17 protein-coding genes are annotated in these 18,644 nt (G+C 40.9%); all 17 read right to left on the reverse strand.

Annotated features, from left to right (window positions below; all coding sequences use genetic code 11):
* Window positions 1-99: 99 nt before the first annotated feature.
* Window positions 100-693, reverse strand: coding sequence for a dipicolinate synthase subunit B (locus JNO66_RS05510; RefSeq protein ID WP_203087189.1), 594 nt, complete (start codon window positions 691-693; stop codon window positions 100-102).
* Complete coding sequence (gene dpaA / locus JNO66_RS05515) at window positions 690-1,583, reverse strand: dipicolinic acid synthetase subunit A (RefSeq protein WP_203087190.1); 894 nt, start codon at window positions 1,581-1,583, stop codon at window positions 690-692. Before dpaA ends, JNO66_RS05510 begins: the two co-directional genes overlap by 4 nt.
* Window positions 1,584-1,767: 184 nt before the next feature.
* The gene (locus JNO66_RS05520; RefSeq protein ID WP_203087191.1) at window positions 1,768-2,013 is read right to left on the reverse strand and encodes a YlmC/YmxH family sporulation protein; all 246 of its coding nucleotides are present in this window, start codon (window positions 2,011-2,013) and stop codon (window positions 1,768-1,770) included.
* A gap of 93 nt (window positions 2,014-2,106) precedes the next feature.
* Window positions 2,107-3,360: a M16 family metallopeptidase gene (locus tag JNO66_RS05525; protein ID WP_373367152.1), complete on the reverse strand. Its 1,254-nt coding sequence runs from the start codon at window positions 3,358-3,360 to the stop codon at window positions 2,107-2,109.
* Window positions 3,344-4,354, reverse strand: coding sequence for a polysaccharide deacetylase family protein (locus JNO66_RS05530; RefSeq protein ID WP_203087192.1), 1,011 nt, complete (start codon window positions 4,352-4,354; stop codon window positions 3,344-3,346). The genes JNO66_RS05525 and JNO66_RS05530 overlap by 17 nt, the downstream gene beginning before the upstream one ends.
* Before the next feature lie 103 nt (window positions 4,355-4,457).
* A complete protein-coding gene (gene pnp / locus JNO66_RS05535) occupies window positions 4,458-6,572 on the reverse strand; it encodes a polyribonucleotide nucleotidyltransferase (RefSeq protein WP_203087193.1) in 2,115 nt (704 codons plus the stop codon).
* A 140-nt stretch (window positions 6,573-6,712) separates the two neighbouring features.
* Window positions 6,713-6,982 carry a 30S ribosomal protein S15 gene (gene rpsO / locus JNO66_RS05540; protein WP_203087194.1) on the reverse strand — a complete coding sequence of 90 codons (270 nt, stop codon included), beginning with the start codon at window positions 6,980-6,982 and terminating at the stop codon, window positions 6,713-6,715.
* Between the two features lie 138 nt (window positions 6,983-7,120).
* A complete protein-coding gene (gene ribF / locus JNO66_RS05545; RefSeq protein WP_203087195.1) occupies window positions 7,121-8,071 on the reverse strand; it encodes a riboflavin biosynthesis protein RibF in 951 nt (316 codons plus the stop codon).
* Window positions 8,068-9,009 (reverse strand): tRNA pseudouridine(55) synthase TruB, encoded by a 942-nt coding sequence (gene truB / locus JNO66_RS05550; protein WP_203087196.1) that lies wholly within the window; start codon window positions 9,007-9,009, stop codon window positions 8,068-8,070. The genes ribF and truB overlap by 4 nt, the downstream gene beginning before the upstream one ends.
* Window positions 9,010-9,087: 78 nt before the next feature.
* Complete coding sequence (rbfA, locus tag JNO66_RS05555) at window positions 9,088-9,444, reverse strand: 30S ribosome-binding factor RbfA (protein ID WP_203087197.1); 357 nt, start codon at window positions 9,442-9,444, stop codon at window positions 9,088-9,090.
* 18 nt (window positions 9,445-9,462) lie between these two features.
* The gene (locus JNO66_RS05560) at window positions 9,463-9,744 is read right to left on the reverse strand and encodes a DUF503 domain-containing protein (protein ID WP_203087198.1); all 282 of its coding nucleotides are present in this window, start codon (window positions 9,742-9,744) and stop codon (window positions 9,463-9,465) included.
* Complete coding sequence (gene infB, locus JNO66_RS05565) at window positions 9,741-11,882, reverse strand: translation initiation factor IF-2 (protein ID WP_203087199.1); 2,142 nt, start codon at window positions 11,880-11,882, stop codon at window positions 9,741-9,743. Before infB ends, JNO66_RS05560 begins: the two co-directional genes overlap by 4 nt.
* A gap of 16 nt (window positions 11,883-11,898) precedes the next feature.
* Window positions 11,899-12,210 carry a YlxQ family RNA-binding protein gene (locus JNO66_RS05570; protein ID WP_203087200.1) on the reverse strand — a complete coding sequence of 104 codons (312 nt, stop codon included), beginning with the start codon at window positions 12,208-12,210 and terminating at the stop codon, window positions 11,899-11,901.
* Window positions 12,207-12,485, reverse strand: coding sequence for an RNase P modulator RnpM (gene rnpM, locus JNO66_RS05575; RefSeq protein ID WP_203087201.1), 279 nt, complete (start codon window positions 12,483-12,485; stop codon window positions 12,207-12,209). Before rnpM ends, JNO66_RS05570 begins: the two co-directional genes overlap by 4 nt.
* A 22-nt stretch (window positions 12,486-12,507) precedes the next feature.
* Complete coding sequence (nusA, locus tag JNO66_RS05580) at window positions 12,508-13,641, reverse strand: transcription termination factor NusA (protein WP_203087202.1); 1,134 nt, start codon at window positions 13,639-13,641, stop codon at window positions 12,508-12,510.
* 32 nt (window positions 13,642-13,673) lie between these two features.
* On the reverse strand, window positions 13,674-14,144 hold the full coding sequence (rimP, locus tag JNO66_RS05585; RefSeq protein ID WP_203087203.1) for a ribosome maturation factor RimP: 471 nt from the start codon (window positions 14,142-14,144) through the stop codon (window positions 13,674-13,676).
* 173 nt (window positions 14,145-14,317) lie between these two features.
* On the reverse strand, window positions 14,318-18,643 hold the full coding sequence (locus tag JNO66_RS05590; RefSeq protein ID WP_210340777.1) for a PolC-type DNA polymerase III: 4,326 nt from the start codon (window positions 18,641-18,643) through the stop codon (window positions 14,318-14,320).
* Window position 18,644: the final 1 nt, after the last annotated feature.

Genomic DNA, 18,644 nt, shown 5'->3' on the forward strand with positions numbered 1-18,644 from the left:
TTCTCCCTTCCCATCCAACAAGTTCATATTCTCTTTGGCATGACGCCTATACTCTATTAAACTTTACGGGAAAAAGGATTTTTGTGCAACCTCCGCTGACTAATCTCGATACTTTTCAACAATGACGGGTTGAATTTGCTTTGATTCAAGTGCTGCTTCAACCGTAGCTGGGAGGGCTTCCATTCTTGCAACCATTGACGTTGGCTTCTTATCAGGAGCATCTTGACCAAATGGGATGAAGTAAATATGTTTAGCTCCCATTAACTTCATAATATTCACACCGTTTAATCCAAGTGCATCATTTGTTGAGATTCCAAGGACAACAGGCTTCCCATTTCTAAGAGTCGCTTTCGCTCCCATTAATACTGGATTATCTGTAAGTGCATTTGCGAACTTACTTGCTGAATTCCCAGTTAGAGGAGCAATGACCATGCAGTCTAGCGGTGTAGTTGGACCAAATGGCTCTGCTTTGACGATCGAGTTCACTAACGGTTCTGGAGTAATTTCTGCAATTTGACGTAACCAGTCTTCACTGTCACCGAATTTCGTATCTGTTGTTTCTACTGTATAACTTGCAAAAGGTGTAACCTTCGCTCCTAATTCAACTAGCTTCTTCATTTGTGGAAGTACTTCGCTATACGTACAATGAGAACCTGTTAACCCAAATCCAATATGTTTACCTTTTAAATTCATGATGCATCCTCCTCGTCGTCACTCTTTAATTGATCAGCAAGAATGGTAGCTAGTATTTTCCCAGCTGTTTTTGGTGCAACAATTCCTGGCATTCCAGGAACCAGCATGGCTTTCATTCCTCGTTTCTCTGCGTACCTAAAATCTGTGCCTCCTGGTTTTGATGCAAGGTCAATGATGAAAGCATGGAGCGGCATTTCAGCGAGTACCCGTGCGGTGATCATCCGAGAAGGAATCGTATTAATACAAATATCGACATCTTTTAATTCTGTTAAGATGTGTTTTGTATGAAAGGGTTTTAAGCCCATTTCACTAATTCGTGCAAGTAAGGCAGAATCGTGAGCTCCAACCTTTACATTTGCCCCAATCGCATCAAAGCTCCTTGCTATAGTCATGCCAATTCTGCCAAAACCTAGAACGGCCACATTCGCACCGTGAATCGTAAAATCAGTATGTTGAATAGCCATCATTAAGGCCCCCTCAGCAGTAGGGATCGAATTAAAGATAGCTACGTCATCACGCTCCATTAACCTGACAAGTGGCCTTTTTGCTTTTTGATGAAGCTGATCCAAAAAATCATTACTAATTCCAGTGTAAATCGTACAATGCGCTGGCGTCTTTTCTAACTGGTCAAGTGTCAGTGAGAGTGTTTCATTTGAAAAGACGGTTTCAATCCAACCATCTGCACTCATACCACTAACCGGTAAAATAATGGCATCAACTGTGGACCAATCGACGTCGTCCAATGTAATTTTTGAAGCACCAATAAACCCGTCATCCAGCTGTTCAAAGCCAGCGAGCGAAATTTTAGCATCTAATGTAGATAATGTACGAATAATCTCTAAATGTCTGGCGTCTCCGCCTATTAATAAAATATGTTTATCCGTTAACACACAAACCCTCCTTTATGAACTAGTCAGGAGTCTATAAAAGAGCTCATACAGACTGATGTCTAGTGCGGTTATCTGCATTCATCATATGTAAGGAGTATTAATCAGTGAATCTTTCTGAAATGAAAAAATGTGCCATTTGGGCTTCAACCCAAATGACACATGCTCATCTAAACAGTAAATAACACTATGTTGTAACAGATCCAACATCAATAATTATCATATCTTCCCCAATCTTCTTAATCTGCTGCCAATAGACTGTCACAACCTGTTCCTTTTTTCCAAACTGAAACCATCGTGAGGTAGGAATCATAAAGGCTGTAATCTCACCTGTTTCTTCATTAATTAACAGATCGGTTTGCCCTAAAACACCTAACCGCTCTCCTTTTTGATAATCAACAATTTCCTTACTCGAAATTTCACTTAGTCTCATCTTCATCGCTCCCCTCACAAGTACGCTTCTTTGTATACTTTATGAGATTTCAAACAAAAAAAGACCAGTCCTAATTAAGACTGATCTTTGTTGTTATCCTTTTAATGCTTGTGGCCATTCACCCGTTGTACTAACAAGGGATATGGCAGGTTTAGATGTTAAGATATGTGCAGCTAGTTCATTTACAGAGTCAAGCGTGACGCGATTAATTTCATCTAGCATCTCATCAAGAGATTTATGTTTTTCTAGCATTAGCTCGTTTTTACCATTTCGGCTCATTCGGCTGTTTGTACTTTCTAGACTAAGCATCAAGCTTCCTTTAAGCTGTTCTTTCCCATTCTTTAGTTCTTTAGCCGACATCCCACCAGACGCCATCTCTTGAGTTGTATGATGTACAGCCTCTACAAGCTCGTCTAGCTGAGAGATTCCCGTTCCCGCATAAACGGTTAGCAATCCACTGTCTGAAAAAGATGAGTGATAAGAAAAAACAGAATAACACAAGCCTCGCTTTTCACGAATTTCTTGGAACAAACGACTACTCATACTTCCACCAAATGTATTATTTAAAAGAACTAATGAATAAATCGTCGGATCTTCAATAGATAATCCATTATATCCGATGCACAAATGTGCTTGCTCCGCATCTTTTGCACGAATTCGTTTTTCTTGCACAAATTCAGGTATGGTTAGGATATTACTCTCTATGAGTTTAGAATCTGTCGGCTTCACTTTAGAAAATGTTGTCTTTAATTGCTCAATTAATTCATCATTTACATTTCCAGCTACAGAAATGACAACATAATCCCCCGTATAGTAACGATTCATGTACGAACGTAAATCATCTGATGTAAATGAAGCCAGTCGCTCGTCCGTACCTAAAATTGGATAAGCTAGTGGGTGATTGCCGTAACAAGCCTCGCTTAGCAGCTCATGTACAAGGTCATCAGGTGTATCTTCCACCATACGAATCTCTTCAAGGATGACATTTTTCTCTTTTTCAAGTTCGACCTCATCAAATGTGGAGTGGAAGAACATATCCTGCAATACATCTAGCGCAATGCCAGCATGCTCATCAAGCACTTTTGCATAGTAACACGTATATTCTTTCGAAGTAAACGCATTTACCTGCCCACCTATTTGATCAAATGCTTCCGCAATATCATGTGGTGTTCTTGTTTCTGTTCCTTTAAACAACATATGCTCGAGCAAGTGAGACAAGCCATTCTCTTTTTCTGTTTCATGTCTTGAACCCGCTCCAACCCAAATGCCCATTGAAACCGATCGAACGGTTGAGATAGGCTCGACAATCATTCGAACGCCATTTGGTAAATCAATCTTCTGTATCAATCTCTGACCCCCTACTTTTGTCCGTTGGCTTTGGAAACTCCGTACGCGTTTCAGCTAATAAGTCGGACACCGTGCCAATTTCAAATCCTTTTTCTTTTATACCTGCGAGTAGCTGTTCTAACCCTCTAGCAGATGAATCAGTCGGATGCATCAAGATCATCGCTCCTGGATGCACCTTTCCAAGCACTCGCTGAACCATTTCCTGTGGTTGTGGTTTTCGCCAATCCACTGTATCGACAGACCAAAGAATGGTATGCATCTCTTGTTTTGCCGCTTCATTTACAACTGTGTCTGAAAAGCTCCCACTCGGTGGTGCAAACCATTTAGGTGTCACACCCAATGTGGCATCAATGACATCATTAGTTCGCTCTAGCTGATCAACGATTTCTGCTTTTGAAATGGTTTGCATATCTGGATGAGAGTATGCATGACTCCCTATTTCATGACCTTCTTCATAGATCATTTTTGCAACGTTGGGATTATTTTGGACCCACGATCCGTCCAGAAAAAAAGTGGACTGGACATCATAACGTTTCATTGTTTTTAAGATGTCAGGAATGTATTCATTTCCCCAAGCAACGTTTACAAGCAAGCTAACCATTTGCTTTTGATCGTTACCTCGGTAGATGGGAGAGGGAGGAAGGTCATCTAAATGTATTTCGGGCTCAACTTCTTTAAATACAAGCAAACTTGCTTTAAATTCTCCAAGCTCCTTCATCTTATCATACGATTTTTGAACGTCAACCTGTACACCATTTATACCGGGAACCGCCTTCCAAACTTTATCTACTCTCGCATCCTCAGGAGGAATCGTATATGCCTTTGCTTCTTCTATGATCTCTTGATATAGAGCGTCCTCTTTGGCTGAAACAGCTTCTGCCTGTGTCTGTCTAATTGCATCAACATATGAAAGTGAAAACGGATTTTGAAGTGCACCAGCTGTTAAAAGAACTAATAATAAGACTAAACCACAATGCATGATACCCTTTTTCATAACAAAACCTCCTCAACACCGAATGTATGCAGGAGGAGGACAAGGTAGAACGATAGAAATACGAAAAAGACTGGCACTAATCCAGTCCTTCTTGTCTTACATCTTATTGTTTTGCTTCAGCTTGTTTCTCTTTCTCTTCTTTCAGAATGACTTTACGAGAAAGGTTCACACGTCCTTGATTATCGATTTCAGTCACACGAACTAAGATCTCATCACCAATTTTCACAACATCCTCTACTTTACCAACACGTTCTTCAGCAAGTTGAGAGATGTGAACTAAGCCGTCTTTACCTTTGAATAATTCAACAAACGCACCGAATTTTTCAATTCGTTTCACTTTACCAAGGTATGTTTCGCCAAGCTGTACTTCACGAACAATATCTTCAATGATTTTGCGTGCTTTATCATTCATCTCTTTTTCAGTAGAAGAGATGTAGACAGTACCATCTTGTTCAATATCAATCTTAACGCCTGTTTCCTCAATGATCTGATTAATCACCTTACCACTTGGTCCAATCACATCACGAATTTTATCAGGATTGATTTTTAACGTCATGATCTTAGGAGCGTAAGCTGAAAGATCTGTGCGGTGCTCACTGATGGCTGATAGCATGTTCTCAAGGATTATCATACGACCGCGTTTTGCTTGAGCTAGCGCTTCTTCTAAAATCGTGCGATCAATTCCTGAAATCTTAATATCCATCTGCAAGGCAGTGATTCCATCTTTTGTTCCTGCTACTTTAAAGTCCATGTCTCCAAGTGCATCTTCCATGCCTTGAATATCAGTTAGAACACTAACATGCTCTTCGTGTTTAACTAGACCCATGGCAATACCGGCTACAGGTGCTTTAATTGGAACCCCAGCATCCATCATGGCAAGTGTGCTTGCACAAATACTTGCTTGCGATGTAGAACCATTTGATTCAAGAACTTCTGATACTAAACGAATCGTGTACGGGAAGTCTTCCTCAGATGGAATAACGGCTTCAAGTGCACGCTCACCTAGTGCTCCGTGTCCAATCTCACGACGGCCAGGTGCACGAATTGGACCTGTTTCACCAACGCTAAATTGAGGGAAGTTATAGTGATGCATGAAACGCTTAGACTCTTCTAAACCAAGACCATCAAGAATTTGTACATCTCCTAATGCACCCAATGTACAAATACTAAGTGCCTGAGTTTGTCCACGAGTGAACAGCCCTGATCCGTGTGTTCTTGTTAAGTAATCAACTTGTGAAGAAAGAGGACGGATTTCATCAATAGCTCGTCCATCAGGACGTACTTTTTCGACTGTAATTAAACGTCTTACTTCTTCTTTTACAAACTTCTGAAGAATTTCTTTTACTTCAGAAATAGATACTTCTTCGTCTTCTTCAAACGGTTCAATTGTCTTTTGGATAACAGCGTCAATTGCTTCTTGACGAGCATGTTTTTCTTGAACTTGAACAGCTTGCTTTAGTTCAGACTCAGCTAATTTGCGAATTTTCGCTTCAAGCTCAGCATCCGTTGTCCGTAGAACGACTTCTTTTTTCTCTTTTCCAACTTGAGCAACTACTTCTTCTTGGAAAGCAATTAACTTTTTGATTTCATCATGACCAAACATGATGGCTTCAAGCATTAATTCCTCAGAAAGCTCCTGTGCTCCTGCTTCAACCATGTTGATGGCTTCTTTCGTTCCAGCAACGACTAGGTTTAGATCGCTTTTAGCTAATTGATCAGTAGAAGGGTTGATAATAAATTCTTCATCAATTCGACCAATCGTCACACCAGCTATCGGTCCTGCGAAAGGAATATCAGAGATTGATAATGCCATTGAAGAACCGATCATAGCAGCCATCTCAGATGACGCATTTAAATCTGAACTCATAACAATACTGATAACCTGTACCTCATTACGGAATCCGTCTGGGAATAACGGTCTGATCGGACGGTCAATTAAACGACTTGTTAAAATGGCGCGCTCACTTGGGCGACCTTCTCGTTTAATGAATCCACCTGGGATTTTACCCGCTGCATATAAGCGCTCCTCATAGTTCACAGTAAGTGGGAAGAATGGAAGATCCTTTGGTTCCTTAGACGCTGTAGCTGTAGATAGTACGGCAGTGTCTCCATAACGAACAAGTACAGCACCGTTTGCTTGCTTAGCAAGTTGACCTGTTTCAATTGTCAAAGTGCGTCCTGCCCATTCCATTGAAAATTCTTGTTTACCTTGTTCCATTTGCGCGTACTCCTCTCTTGCACAGAATAAATGACGCTCATCCTAGTATGACCAGCATTTGTGATGAGCATAATTATGATTTTACAAATTAGCATCTAACCAAGAAAAAAGCGGGAACAAGTCCCCGCTTTTTGTCATGTTTATCGGCGTAAGCCAAGCTTGTCAACTAGATCACGGTAGCGCGTTACGTCTTTATTACGTAGGTACGTTAATAAGTTACGACGCGAACCAACCATTTTCAAAAGACCACGTCTTGAATGGTGATCCTTTTTATGAGTACGTAAATGCTCATTAAGTGTGTTGATTTGCTCTGTAAGGATAGCCACTTGAACCTCTGGAGAACCAGTGTCCGTGTCATGCGTTTTAAATGTAGCGATAAGCTCATTTTTACGCTCTTGTGATAATGCCATCCTATTCACCTCCTTTAGATTATATCCGGATTCCTAGCAGACGTTGGTGAAGCGTCCTGCCAAGAAACGGCTTTGTACATAAGTACAACAATTACTATACATGGCTTCACTCTATATTGCAAGGGTAAAGCGTAACAACTAACGATTGATTGTTCGTGCAATCTCTTCTGTTTGTTTTTTGTCTAGAGCAAGCTGTGCTTTTAACTCATCAATCCCATTAAATCGCACTTCATCTCTAATTCGTTCAATCCAAGTAATGGTGAGTGTTTCACCATAGATTTGCTCATTAAAATCTAGCAAATGTACTTCAATCGAAGGCTTATCAGGTTTTTCATCATGAAACGTTGGCTTATAACCAACATTACACATGCCAACAAGCACCTTGTCGTGTAGCTTTACTTGAACCACATATACTCCAGTTTTCGGAATAATGTAACGCTGATTCAGCTTCACATTGGCTGTAGGATACCCAATGGTTCTACCTCTCTTTTCACCGTCTTCAACGGTGCCTTTCACTTGATAAGGCTCACCTAATAAATCCTTTATCTCTGCAACCTTACCTTCTTGTAATAACTCTCTTAATGCAGTTGAGCTCACTTTTATCCCTTCTCTTTCTACCTTAGGTACGGCTAGGCTACTAAATCTACCCTGTGCATGATCAGGCATCGTGACCATCGTTCCTTTGCCCTTTTTTCCATAGGTAAAATCAAAGCCTGCAACAACATGTTTGGCACCTAAAGCCATTAAATAGTGGTCGACAAACTCCTGTGGTAGCAAGTTTGCAAATGATTGATTAAATTCTACCACATACGTGCGATCAACACCTAGCTCGGCAATTCGTTCAAGCTTTTCAGGGAGAGGTGTTAGAAAATGCATCGGCTGCTCAAGCTGCATTAAGACTTCTTTAGGGTGCGGATGAAAGGTCATCACTGCACTTTCAAGACCATGTTCTTTGGCATATGATACCGCTTGACGAATCACATGCTGATGGCCTTTGTGAACTCCATCAAAATATCCTAAAGCAAACACTGAAGGAACGGAAAGGGTTTCTGAATCATCAATGGGGTGACTTAAATAGATTGTTTTCATCGTTCCTGATCCTTTCTAGCAGCTTGCTCTGTAGGCTCAAACAAGATCTTCTCAGGTTTCATTCTGCCTGGTTTCTCCGGATGTGGTTTATAGATTGCTAGGAGCTCATTTGACTCGGAATAAACCACAACACGCTCTGTTGTTTTTAACTCATCAGTTGAAAGAACGGCACCATTTCGAATTCTTGCTTCGATGTCAGCAGGAACGTCAACCGTTTTCCACCCTTCTAATGCGCGTTCAAAAGGAAGAAGTTGATGTAACCTTTGATCCATTTCCATCTCGCTAAGTTCATCTAAGCTTATGCATTCGGATAGCTCAAATGGACCTGACGCTGTACGCACAAGCTTTGACATATGTGCTGGGTAACCCAATGCTTCACCAATTGAGACTGCAAGCGTTCGAATATACGTCCCCTTACTACATGTTACAGTAAAACGAATAGTATATGTACCTTCTTGAACCTGACTGGCACCATCAAAACGAATGGCATGAACAGTGATCAGTCGTTTTGGTCGTTCAACGGTTTGATTAGCTCGTGCATATTCATATAATCGTTTTCCATTCACTTTAACAGCTGAATACATTGGTGGGATTTGTACTTGTTCACCTAAAAAAGAAGACAGTGTTTCTTTAAGCTGATCGTCTGTCCACGTTTGGGTTACAGGCTTTTGTTCAACCATCTCACCTTCTGCATCCTCTGTTGTTGTGGAGAAACCTAATGTAACCTCAGCTTCATAGGTCTTTCCAAAGTCAGACATGTATTCAGCCACTTTCGTAGCCCTTCCAATACAAATAGGGAGTACACCTGTTACAGCAGGGTCTAATGTACCAGTATGTCCGACTTTTTTTGTTTGATACAGCTTGCGAATACGATACACACAATCGTGTGACGTCATTCCTGCTGGTTTAATAAGTGGTAGAATTCCTGTTGGTACCATTCGCATTCGCACTCCTTGTTTGACAATGTAAACTGCAAAAAAAAGGATAGGAAGCATTATGCTCCGCTATCCTTCTACTTAGTTTGAATCATTGCTGCGATTTAAGTCTGACAGCAACGATTCAATTCGGTTACCGTACTCGATCGACGAATCGATTTCAAATTCTAATTCAGGCGTTTTACGCAAGCGGATTCGTTTTCCTACCTCGGAGCGTAAAAACCCTTTTGCTTTGTTTAAGCCTTTTAAGCTTGCTTCTTTTTCTTCTTCACTTCCAAGAACAGTGATAAACACTTTTGCTTGCTGAAGGTCACCTGTTACATCCACACCAGTAACTGTTACAAACTTTACTCGTGGATCTTTTAAGCCACGAAGCATGATATCACTTAGTTCTTTTTTCATTTGTTCTGCTACTTTGTTTGCACGAACTTTACTCATAAGTCACCTCATTGTTGGCTATAGCCATTCCATTTCTGTTAGGGTTCGTTCTGAATCGGGATCTGCATCAATTAAGGCTAATGCTTTTTGTAGCTCTTGCTCACACCGTTTTTTGGTGGTGGACACAACTACAAGGCCAATTTCGGAACGCTGCCACAAATCGTGATAGTCCGTTTCGGAAACAGAAAGATTGTAACGCTGTCCTAAGCGAGTCAGCAAACTTTTAATCACTGCTCGCTTGGCTTTTAATGAACCAGACTCGTAAATGAATAGCTCACATCGGACAGCACCTATAATCATTTCCGTACGATTTCTTCCATTACGTAGGCTTCAATTTGGTCGCCTTCTTTAATGTCGTTGAAGTTTTCGAGCGTGATTCCACATTCGTAACCAGCTGCAACTTCCTTCACGTCATCTTTAAAGCGTTTTAGAGCATTAATTGCACCCTCGTAAATAACGATACCATCACGAATTAAACGGACCGTAGAGTTGCGAGAGATCTTACCTTCTGTCACATAAGAACCGGCAATCATACCGATTTTGGACACTTTAAATGTTGTGCGGATTTCCACTTGACCAATTACTTTTTCTTCGTATTCCGGATCAAGCATACCCTTCATTGCTGACTCAATCTCATCAATCGCATTATAAATAACACGGTGAAGACGAACATCAACTTTTTCAACTTCAGCCGTACGTTTCGCATTTACATCTGGACGAACGTTAAAGCCAATAACAATCGCATTCGATGCAGACGCTAAAATGATATCTGATTCAGCGATCGCTCCAACACCCGTATGAATAATGTTTACTTTCACACCTTCAACTTCAATCTTCTCTAGAGATCCTCGCATAGCCTCTACAGAACCTTGAACATCACCTTTAATAATGATGTTTATATCTTTAACTTCCCCTTGTTGGATCTGGTTAAACAGGTCATCTAAAGATACGCGTGATGTTTCAGTACGTGTTTCATCACGATGACGCGCATTTCTAGCTTCCCCAATTTGACGAGCTTTTTTCTCATCTTTAAATGCTTGGAATTGATCTCCTGCAAGTGGAACATCATTCAGTCCTGTAATTTCAACCGGTGTAGATGGTCCAACTGATTTCACTCGACGACCTAGGTCATTGACAAGTGCACGAACACGACCAAACGTGTTTCCTACAACAAGTGGATCTCCCACATTAAGTGTTCCAGCTTGCACTAGAAGCGTAGCAACTGGTCCGCGACCTTTATCAAGCTGAGCTTCTACAACAGAACCAACAGCCAGTTTTTCAGGGTTTGCTTTTAATTCTTCCACTTCAGCCACAAGTAAGATCATCTCAAGAAGCTCATCGATTCCTGTGCCATTAATTGCAGATACGTTTACAAAGATGGTTTCTCCACCCCATGCTTCAGGAACTAACTCATACTCTGTTAATTCTTGCATAACACGGTCTGGATTTGCCGCTTCTTTATCCACTTTATTCACCGCAACGATGATTGGTACTCCAGCAGCTTTCGCATGGCTAATCGCTTCTTTTGTTTGAGGCATTACACCATCGTCTGCTGCTACTACAAGAATGGTGATATCAGTTACCTGAGCCCCACGTGCGCGCATCGTTGTAAATGCAGCGTGACCAGGAGTATCAAGGAATGTAACCTTTTTACCATTTGTTTCAACTTGGTACGCACCGATATGCTGAGTGATCCCACCAGCTTCTCCAGCCGTTACCTTTGTATTACGAATTGAGTCAAGAAGGGTTGTTTTACCATGGTCAACGTGACCCATAATTGTTACAACTGGCGGACGCTCTTGAAGCTCTTCAGACGAATCTTCAGCATTGTAGTTATCAATATCTAATTCATCCACTGGAATGATTTCTTCAGCTTCCACACCGTAGTCTGTTGCAATCAATTCAATTGTATCTTTATCTAGTTCTTGGTTAATGGTTGCCATTACACCAAGACCCATTAGTTTTTTAATAATTTCAGAGGCTTCACGGTGAAGCTCTTTTGCCAGTTCACTCACAGATAGTGAACCTGTAAACGTAATTTTCTCCGGTAATGGCATCTGTTTAACAGGCTGCTGGCTACGATTGCGTTGGTTATTATTACGATTACGATTGCGGTTATTGTTGTTATTACGGTTTTGAGGCTGATTCCGATTTTGGTTGTTCGGACGTTGACCTCCGCCTTGTTTCTTAGCGGCTGGTTTATTTTGTGACTGTCCACCCTGAGCTTTATTATCTTGGTTTGGACGGTTCTGTTGCTTCGGTGCTGAATTCGCCGGTTTTGATTGTGCTCCTTGGTTAGAGGCTTTTTTTAATGTATCTTCGTCAACTACAGACATATGATTTGAAACCTCCACACCCATACCTTTTAATTGATCAATTAGTTGTTTGCTTTGTAGATTATGTTCTTTGGCATATTCATATATTCTCATTTTTTTCATATACTTACCTCCACATTCATTGGTCCAATAATTCGGTTATTTTTGCAGCAAATCCCCTGTTTTTAATACCAATGACTACGCGCTCTGCTTTTCCTATTGCTGAACCGAGAGTGGTTCGGTCTGCCACTTGTTTAACTGGAATATGATAATGGCTACATTTATCTTTCACCTTTTTAGCCGTTGATTCTGATGCATCTGCGGCAAGCAGTACAAGACACACTCGTTTTTTACGGACATCTTGTAAAACCATCTCTTCCCCAGTTACAATCTCACGAGCTCTAGCAGCAAGTCCAAGGAGAGAGATCCACTTTTGATCTTGATTACTCATATTCCGTTTTTCCCTTTAGGACGTGAAGCAAGCAGTTCATCGTATATTTCAGGGGTTACGGACACATTCAAATGTCTGGAGAGGACATCTTTTTTCTTTGCAAGTAAAAAGATCTCTTCTTCATTCGTTAAATATGCTCCGCGGCCATTCTTCTTACCAGTAGGGTCAAGAGAGACGTCCCCTTCTTTTGAGCGAACAATACGAATAAGTTCACCCTTAGGTTTCATCTCATTGGTTACTACACATTTTCTAAGAGGAATCTTACGCTGACTCAAAGGTCCATCTCCTTCTTAACTCTTATTCCCGTTCATCAGAAGTATAATCAGTAGATTCTAAAAACGTATTTTCGTCACGCTCTGGAACCGGCTCAAAGTTCTTTTGTTCTAACAAACCTGACTCTTCAGCCTCTGATTCACTTTTAATATCAATTTTCCATCCCGTAAGCTTTGCGGCTAGGCGAGCATTTTGTCCACGTTTCCCGATAGCAAGTGATAATTGATAATCTGGTACAATGACCTGAGTCATTTTATCTGCTTCGTTGACGTTTACACGAACAACTTTTGATGGGCTAAGCGCGTTTGCTACATACTCAACAGGATCCTCAGACCATTTTACAATATCAATCTTTTCACCTTTTAATTCATTCACAATCGTCTGTACGCGCTGACCACGAGGTCCAACACATGCTCCAACTGGATCTACTTCTGGGTTATCAGAGTGAACAGCAATCTTAGAACGATCGCCCGCTTCACGTGAGACCGACTTGATTTCAACTGTACCATCATAAATTTCTGGCACTTCAAGTTCAAATAGACGCTTCAACAAACCAGGATGCGTTCTTGAAATAAGAATTTGTGGTCCCTTTGTTGTTTTCTCTACCTTAGTAATAAACGCCTTCATACGGTCGTTATGCTTGTAAGACTCATTAGGCATTTGTTCGTTAAGTGGTAGAAGTGCTTCTACCTTTCCAAGATCCACATAGATAAAGCGATGGTCCTGACGTTGAACAATTCCAGTCATGATGTCTTCTTCGCGGTCAATAAAATCAGAATAGATAATTCCACGTTCTGCTTCACGTACGCGTTGTGTAACAACCTGTTTTGCCGTTTGCGCAGCAATTCGTCCAAAGTCCTTTGGAGTGACTTCGATTTCAATAATGTCGTCTAACGTATAGTTCGGATTCATTTGATGTGCCTCATCTAAAGTAATCTCTAAACGTGCATCAAATACTTCCTCAACAACTACTTTCCTCGCAAAAACACGAATGCTTCCGTTGTCACGATTCACGTCAACACGAACATTTTGCGCTTGATTAAAATTACGTTTGTATCCAGAAATGAGAGCAGCTTCAATGGCCTCAATAATAATGTCCTTTTTGATTCCTTTGTCGTGCTCCAGCGTAGATAATGCTTCCATAAATTCAGTATTCATGGTTTATTCCCCCTTTCAAACTTGGGCCTTTCTTAAAACTGAATGGCTAAACGCGCATTAGCGACTTTTTTATATGGGATGTCATACACTTTTTTTCTTGTTTTAATGGTGACTTCAATCTGGAGCGTCTCTCCATCAAACGCATGTAAAGTGCCTTCAAACCCTTTTTGTCCTTCAACCGGTTCATAGGTTGAGATTGCAATGTATTTTCCAACTGCTTTTTGTAAGTCAGACGCTTTCTTTAATGGCCGTTCTGCACCAGGTGAGGATACTTCTAAAAAGTACGCCTCCACAATCGGATCCGTACGGTCTAACTCTTCACTTAAACGCTCACTCACAGTTCCGCAATCATCTAAATCAATGCCTGAATCGGAATCTATAAACACACGTAAAAACCAATTAGGCCCCTCTTTCTTGTACTCGATATCAACAAGTTCAAGATTGAGTTCAGCTAAAATTGGTGTCACTAGGCTTTCTGTAATAGATGTGACATTCTTGCTCAAGCTTTACCCTCCTAACGTTCTATCTATTGAATCATTCGTTTCGTTTTATAAATGAGGCAGCACAAAAATGAAAGAGTGGGTTGCCCCACTCTCCTCCGAACGTATTCTAAGTATTACCATATCAAGATTAGCATACTCATGGTGCTTTTGCAACCGAAGGGGAAAGCTCTCCTCTAGAAGAGTGAGAGCTGATTGGAATCAGGCAGACCTTCAAGACAGCCATGCTCATCTAAATTCTCAACCACTGTTTTTGTAAGCTTCCCACGTTGCTGCAGGTCTTCTTTAGAAAGAAATTCTCTTTCTCCTCGCGCTCGCACAATATTATGCGCAGCGTTTGTTCCAACTCCTGTTAATGAATTAAAAGGAGGAAGCAATGTCATACCATCAACAATAAATTCATCTGCTGATGAGCGATATAAATCTGCTTTTTGGAATGAGAAGCCACGCTCACACATTTCAAGTGCTAGTTCTAGAACCGTTAATACAGCTTTTTCTTTTGGAGCTGCATCGAGTCCCTTTTTATTAATCTCATCAATCTGTGCACGGATGGCTGTTGATCCTTTAATCATTGTATCCATATCGAAGTCATCTGCACGAACGGTAAAATAAGATGCGTAATAAAGAATCGGATGATGCACTTTAAAATAAGCGATACGAACAGCCATAAGAACATAGGCCGCTGCGTGTGCTTTAGGGAACATGTATTTAATCTTTAGACAGGACTGAATATACCAGTCAGGTACATTGTTCTTTTTCATTTCTTCAATCCATTCAGGTTGAAGGCCTTTCCCTTTACGAACAAACTCCATAATCTTAAAGGCTAATGAGAAATCAAGTCCCTTATAAATTAAATACACCATAATGTCATCACGACAGCCAATTACATCTTTTAATTCACATGTACCGTTATAAATTAATTCATTCGCATTGTTTAACCATACGTCCGTACCATGTGACAGTCCTGAAATCTGAACAAGCTCAGAAAATGTACTCGGCTTCGTTTCCTCAAGCATTTGCCTTACAAAACGTGTCCCAAACTCCGGAATTCCAAGCGTACCTGTCTTACACATAATTTGTTCTTCATCTACCCCGAGAACATCTGGACCGCTAAAGATCTTCATCACTTCAGGATCATCAGTAGGAATTGTTTTTGGATCAATTCCACTTAAATCCTGTAGCATACGAATCACTGTCGGATCATCATGCCCTAAAATATCAAGCTTCAGCAGATTGTCGTGAATCGAGTGGAAATCAAAGTGAGTTGTTTTCCATTCTGAATTCTTATCATCAGCTGGGAATTGAATCGGACTGAAATCATGAATATCCATGTAGTCTGGCACAACGATGATTCCACCAGGGTGCTGACCTGTTGTTCGTTTAACACCAGTTGTCCCGGATACTAAACGGTCTATTTCAGCTCCACGCATCATTAAATCATGATCGCTTTGATAGCCTTTTACATAACCGTATGCTGTTTTTTCAGCTACCGTACCAATCGTTCCTGCTCTATATACATACTCTTCACCGAATAGCTCTTTTGTATATTGGTGAGCTCGAGGCTGGTAGCTACCAGAGAAGTTTAAGTCAATATCGGGAACCTTATCCCCTTTAAATCCTAAGAACGTTTCAAACGGTATATCTTGTCCATCCTTTACGTAAGGCACGGCGCAGTGAGGACAATCCTTATCCTTTAAGTCGAAGCCAGATGCGACACTACCATCATCAAAGAACTCAGAATGACAGCAGGACGGACATACATAATGCGGAGGTAAGGGATTAACCTCAGTAATCTCTGTCATCGTCGCTACAAGTGAAGATCCAACTGACCCCCTGGACCCCACAAGGTACCCATCAATCAGTGATTTTTTCACTAGTTTGTGCGAGATCAGATAGATTACAGCGAAACCATGTCCAATAATACTTTTAAGTTCTTTCTCAAGTCTCGCCGTAACAATTTCGGGAAGTTCTTCCCCGTAAATGCTTTTCGCCATGTCGTAGCTCATCTGTCTAATCTCTTCATCTGCCCCTTCAATTTTAGGCGCAAATAAGTCATCAGGTACTGGTTGTATACCGTCTTCTACCATATCAGCAATGGCATTTGTTTGAGTTACAACGATTTCTTTAGCTGTTTCTTCGCCTAGGAACGAAAATAACTTAAGCATCTCATCTGTTGTTCTGAAATGAACCTCTGGCAGCTCTTGACGATTTAACGGATTCGCACCACCCTGAGAGGCAATCAGGATTTTACGGTTTATATGGTCTTCCTTCTGCAAGTAATGAACATTCCCGGTTGCGACAACAGGTTTTCCTAGCTTTTTACCTAAGTCAACAATGTTTTGAATAATTTCATGAAGAGCGTCTTCATTCTTTACAAGCTCCCGTTCAATCAGATGCGCGTAATTGGATGGTGGCTGCACTTCTAAATAATCATAAAAAGCAGCAATGCTTTCTACTTCATCCGCAGACTTTTGCATCATTCCTTCAAATACTTCACCCTTGTCACATGCTGAACCGATGATTAATCCATTACGGTGTTTTGTCAGCTGTGAACGTGGGATTCGTGGGTTTCTAAAGAAATAATCAACGTGTGAAATACTGATAAGCTTGTAGAGATTCTTTAATCCTTCTTGTGAAGTAACTAGAATCGTACAATGAGACGGTCTTTGACGGTGGAAGTTTCCTTGTCCCATATGCTGATTAATCTCATCATGAGAGTAGATTTCTTTTTCACGCGCGTCTTTTACCATCTTCCACAGTAAGTAGCCTGTTGCTTCTGCATCATAAATGGCCCGGTGATGACTCACTAGCTCAATGTCAAATTTCTTACATAACGTATTCAAACGATGATTCTTAAGTTCTGGATATAGAAAACGTCCTAGCTCCAGCGTATCAATGACTGGATGCTGCACTTCGCCCATTCCTAGCTTTTTATAGCCTACATTTAAGAAACCAATATCAAAGCTTGCGTTGTGGGCTACGAGCACAGAGCCTTTAGCAAATTCATAAAAATCCTTTAATACATCTTCTACTTCTGGTTGACCGCGCACCATGTCATCAGTAATCCCAGTTAAATTCATGATGGTGTTACTCAAGGGCTCATGTGGATCGGCAAAAGATTCAAACCGATCAATAATTTCTCCATCTTTTATTTTGACAGCTGCAAGTTCAATGATGGTGTTATAAACCGCAGATAAACCGGTGGTCTCTACGTCAAATACGACATATTCCGCTGTTTCAAGGTCTAACTTTTGCTCGTTGTATGCGATTGGTACTCCATCATCAACAAGATTCGCTTCGAGACCGAATAATACTTTCACACCATGTTTTTTACTGGCTGAATAAGCCTCTGGAAAAGCCTGTGCTACACCATGGTCTGTAATCGCCATGGCTTTATGTCCCCATTCGGCAGCTTGTTCTACATATCTGCCAACTGATGTCATACCGTCCATTTGGCTCATTGATGAGTGTAGATGAAGCTCGACTCTTTTTTCTTCTGCTTGATCAACAATCACGTCAGGCTGAATTTGGTTAATATCGTTTGCGATCATGACAAGATCACGAACAAAGGTATCGTTTTGAATGCCACCACGAACCTTTAACCACATTCCTTTTTTCACAGCCCCAAGTAAAGGAAGGTCTTCTTTGTCACGCGAGAAGATCTTTACAAGAATTGAGTCCGTATAATCCGTAATCTTAAAAGTAAGTAGAGAACGACCACTTCTTAATTCACGAATTTCCGAAGCAAACACATACCCTTGAACTGTAATTCGGCGCTCTTCATCCACAATGCCTTCAATTGGAGTCGCGTCATCTTTGATTGGATATCCAAGCATAAGCGGTTTTCCTTGAAGCTCATTTGCCACTTGTTCTTCTGCTTTCTTCTTCTCAATCATCGCTTCCACTACTTTAGAATGATCTTCTTCTTCGCGATTTTTAACAAACTGTTCAAATGCCTGAGTGGACTCCTGATAGGTTGCTTCAAGTAGTACATTTGATAGGCCGAAGCGATTAAGACATTCATTGAGTGGATCTGCAAGCTTACGCTTTAACGCAGTAGCCTCTGTTTCATTTCGCACTTGAATGGTTACCGTGCGTCCATCATAATTCGGCGTTTGATTCTTAAGTAAATTGCGCAAAGCGTCAGAGACATCGGTAACTGTTGATGCAATCATTGGCCAATAACCTAACCAAACGGATTCTGTTGGTGAGGACTTCTCATAAGAAAAGCTATGGGTAACTGTTGCAATATGTTTAAATGTTTGAGTTAATCTAGCTTCGAATAATTGGTAAACAGATGCTGGTACTAGGTTTGGTAAAGAAATATGAAAGTGCCAGCTTTTCTTTTCTTTTGAAATCACTAGCTTTTGGATAAAGCCTTCTGAAAAATAACTAGATACAATATCTTCGGGTATTTGTAATTGCGTCAATAATAGCTGAAGCCGTTCTTGACGTGTTTGTTTTTCTTGGTCGATTTCTGGCACCCCCTCTTGTGCAGTCAAT

It is taken from the genome of Alkalicoccobacillus gibsonii, assembly GCF_016798245.1.
GTDB classification, from domain to species: Bacteria; Bacillota; Bacilli; order Bacillales; family Bacillaceae_D; genus Alkalicoccobacillus; species Alkalicoccobacillus gibsonii.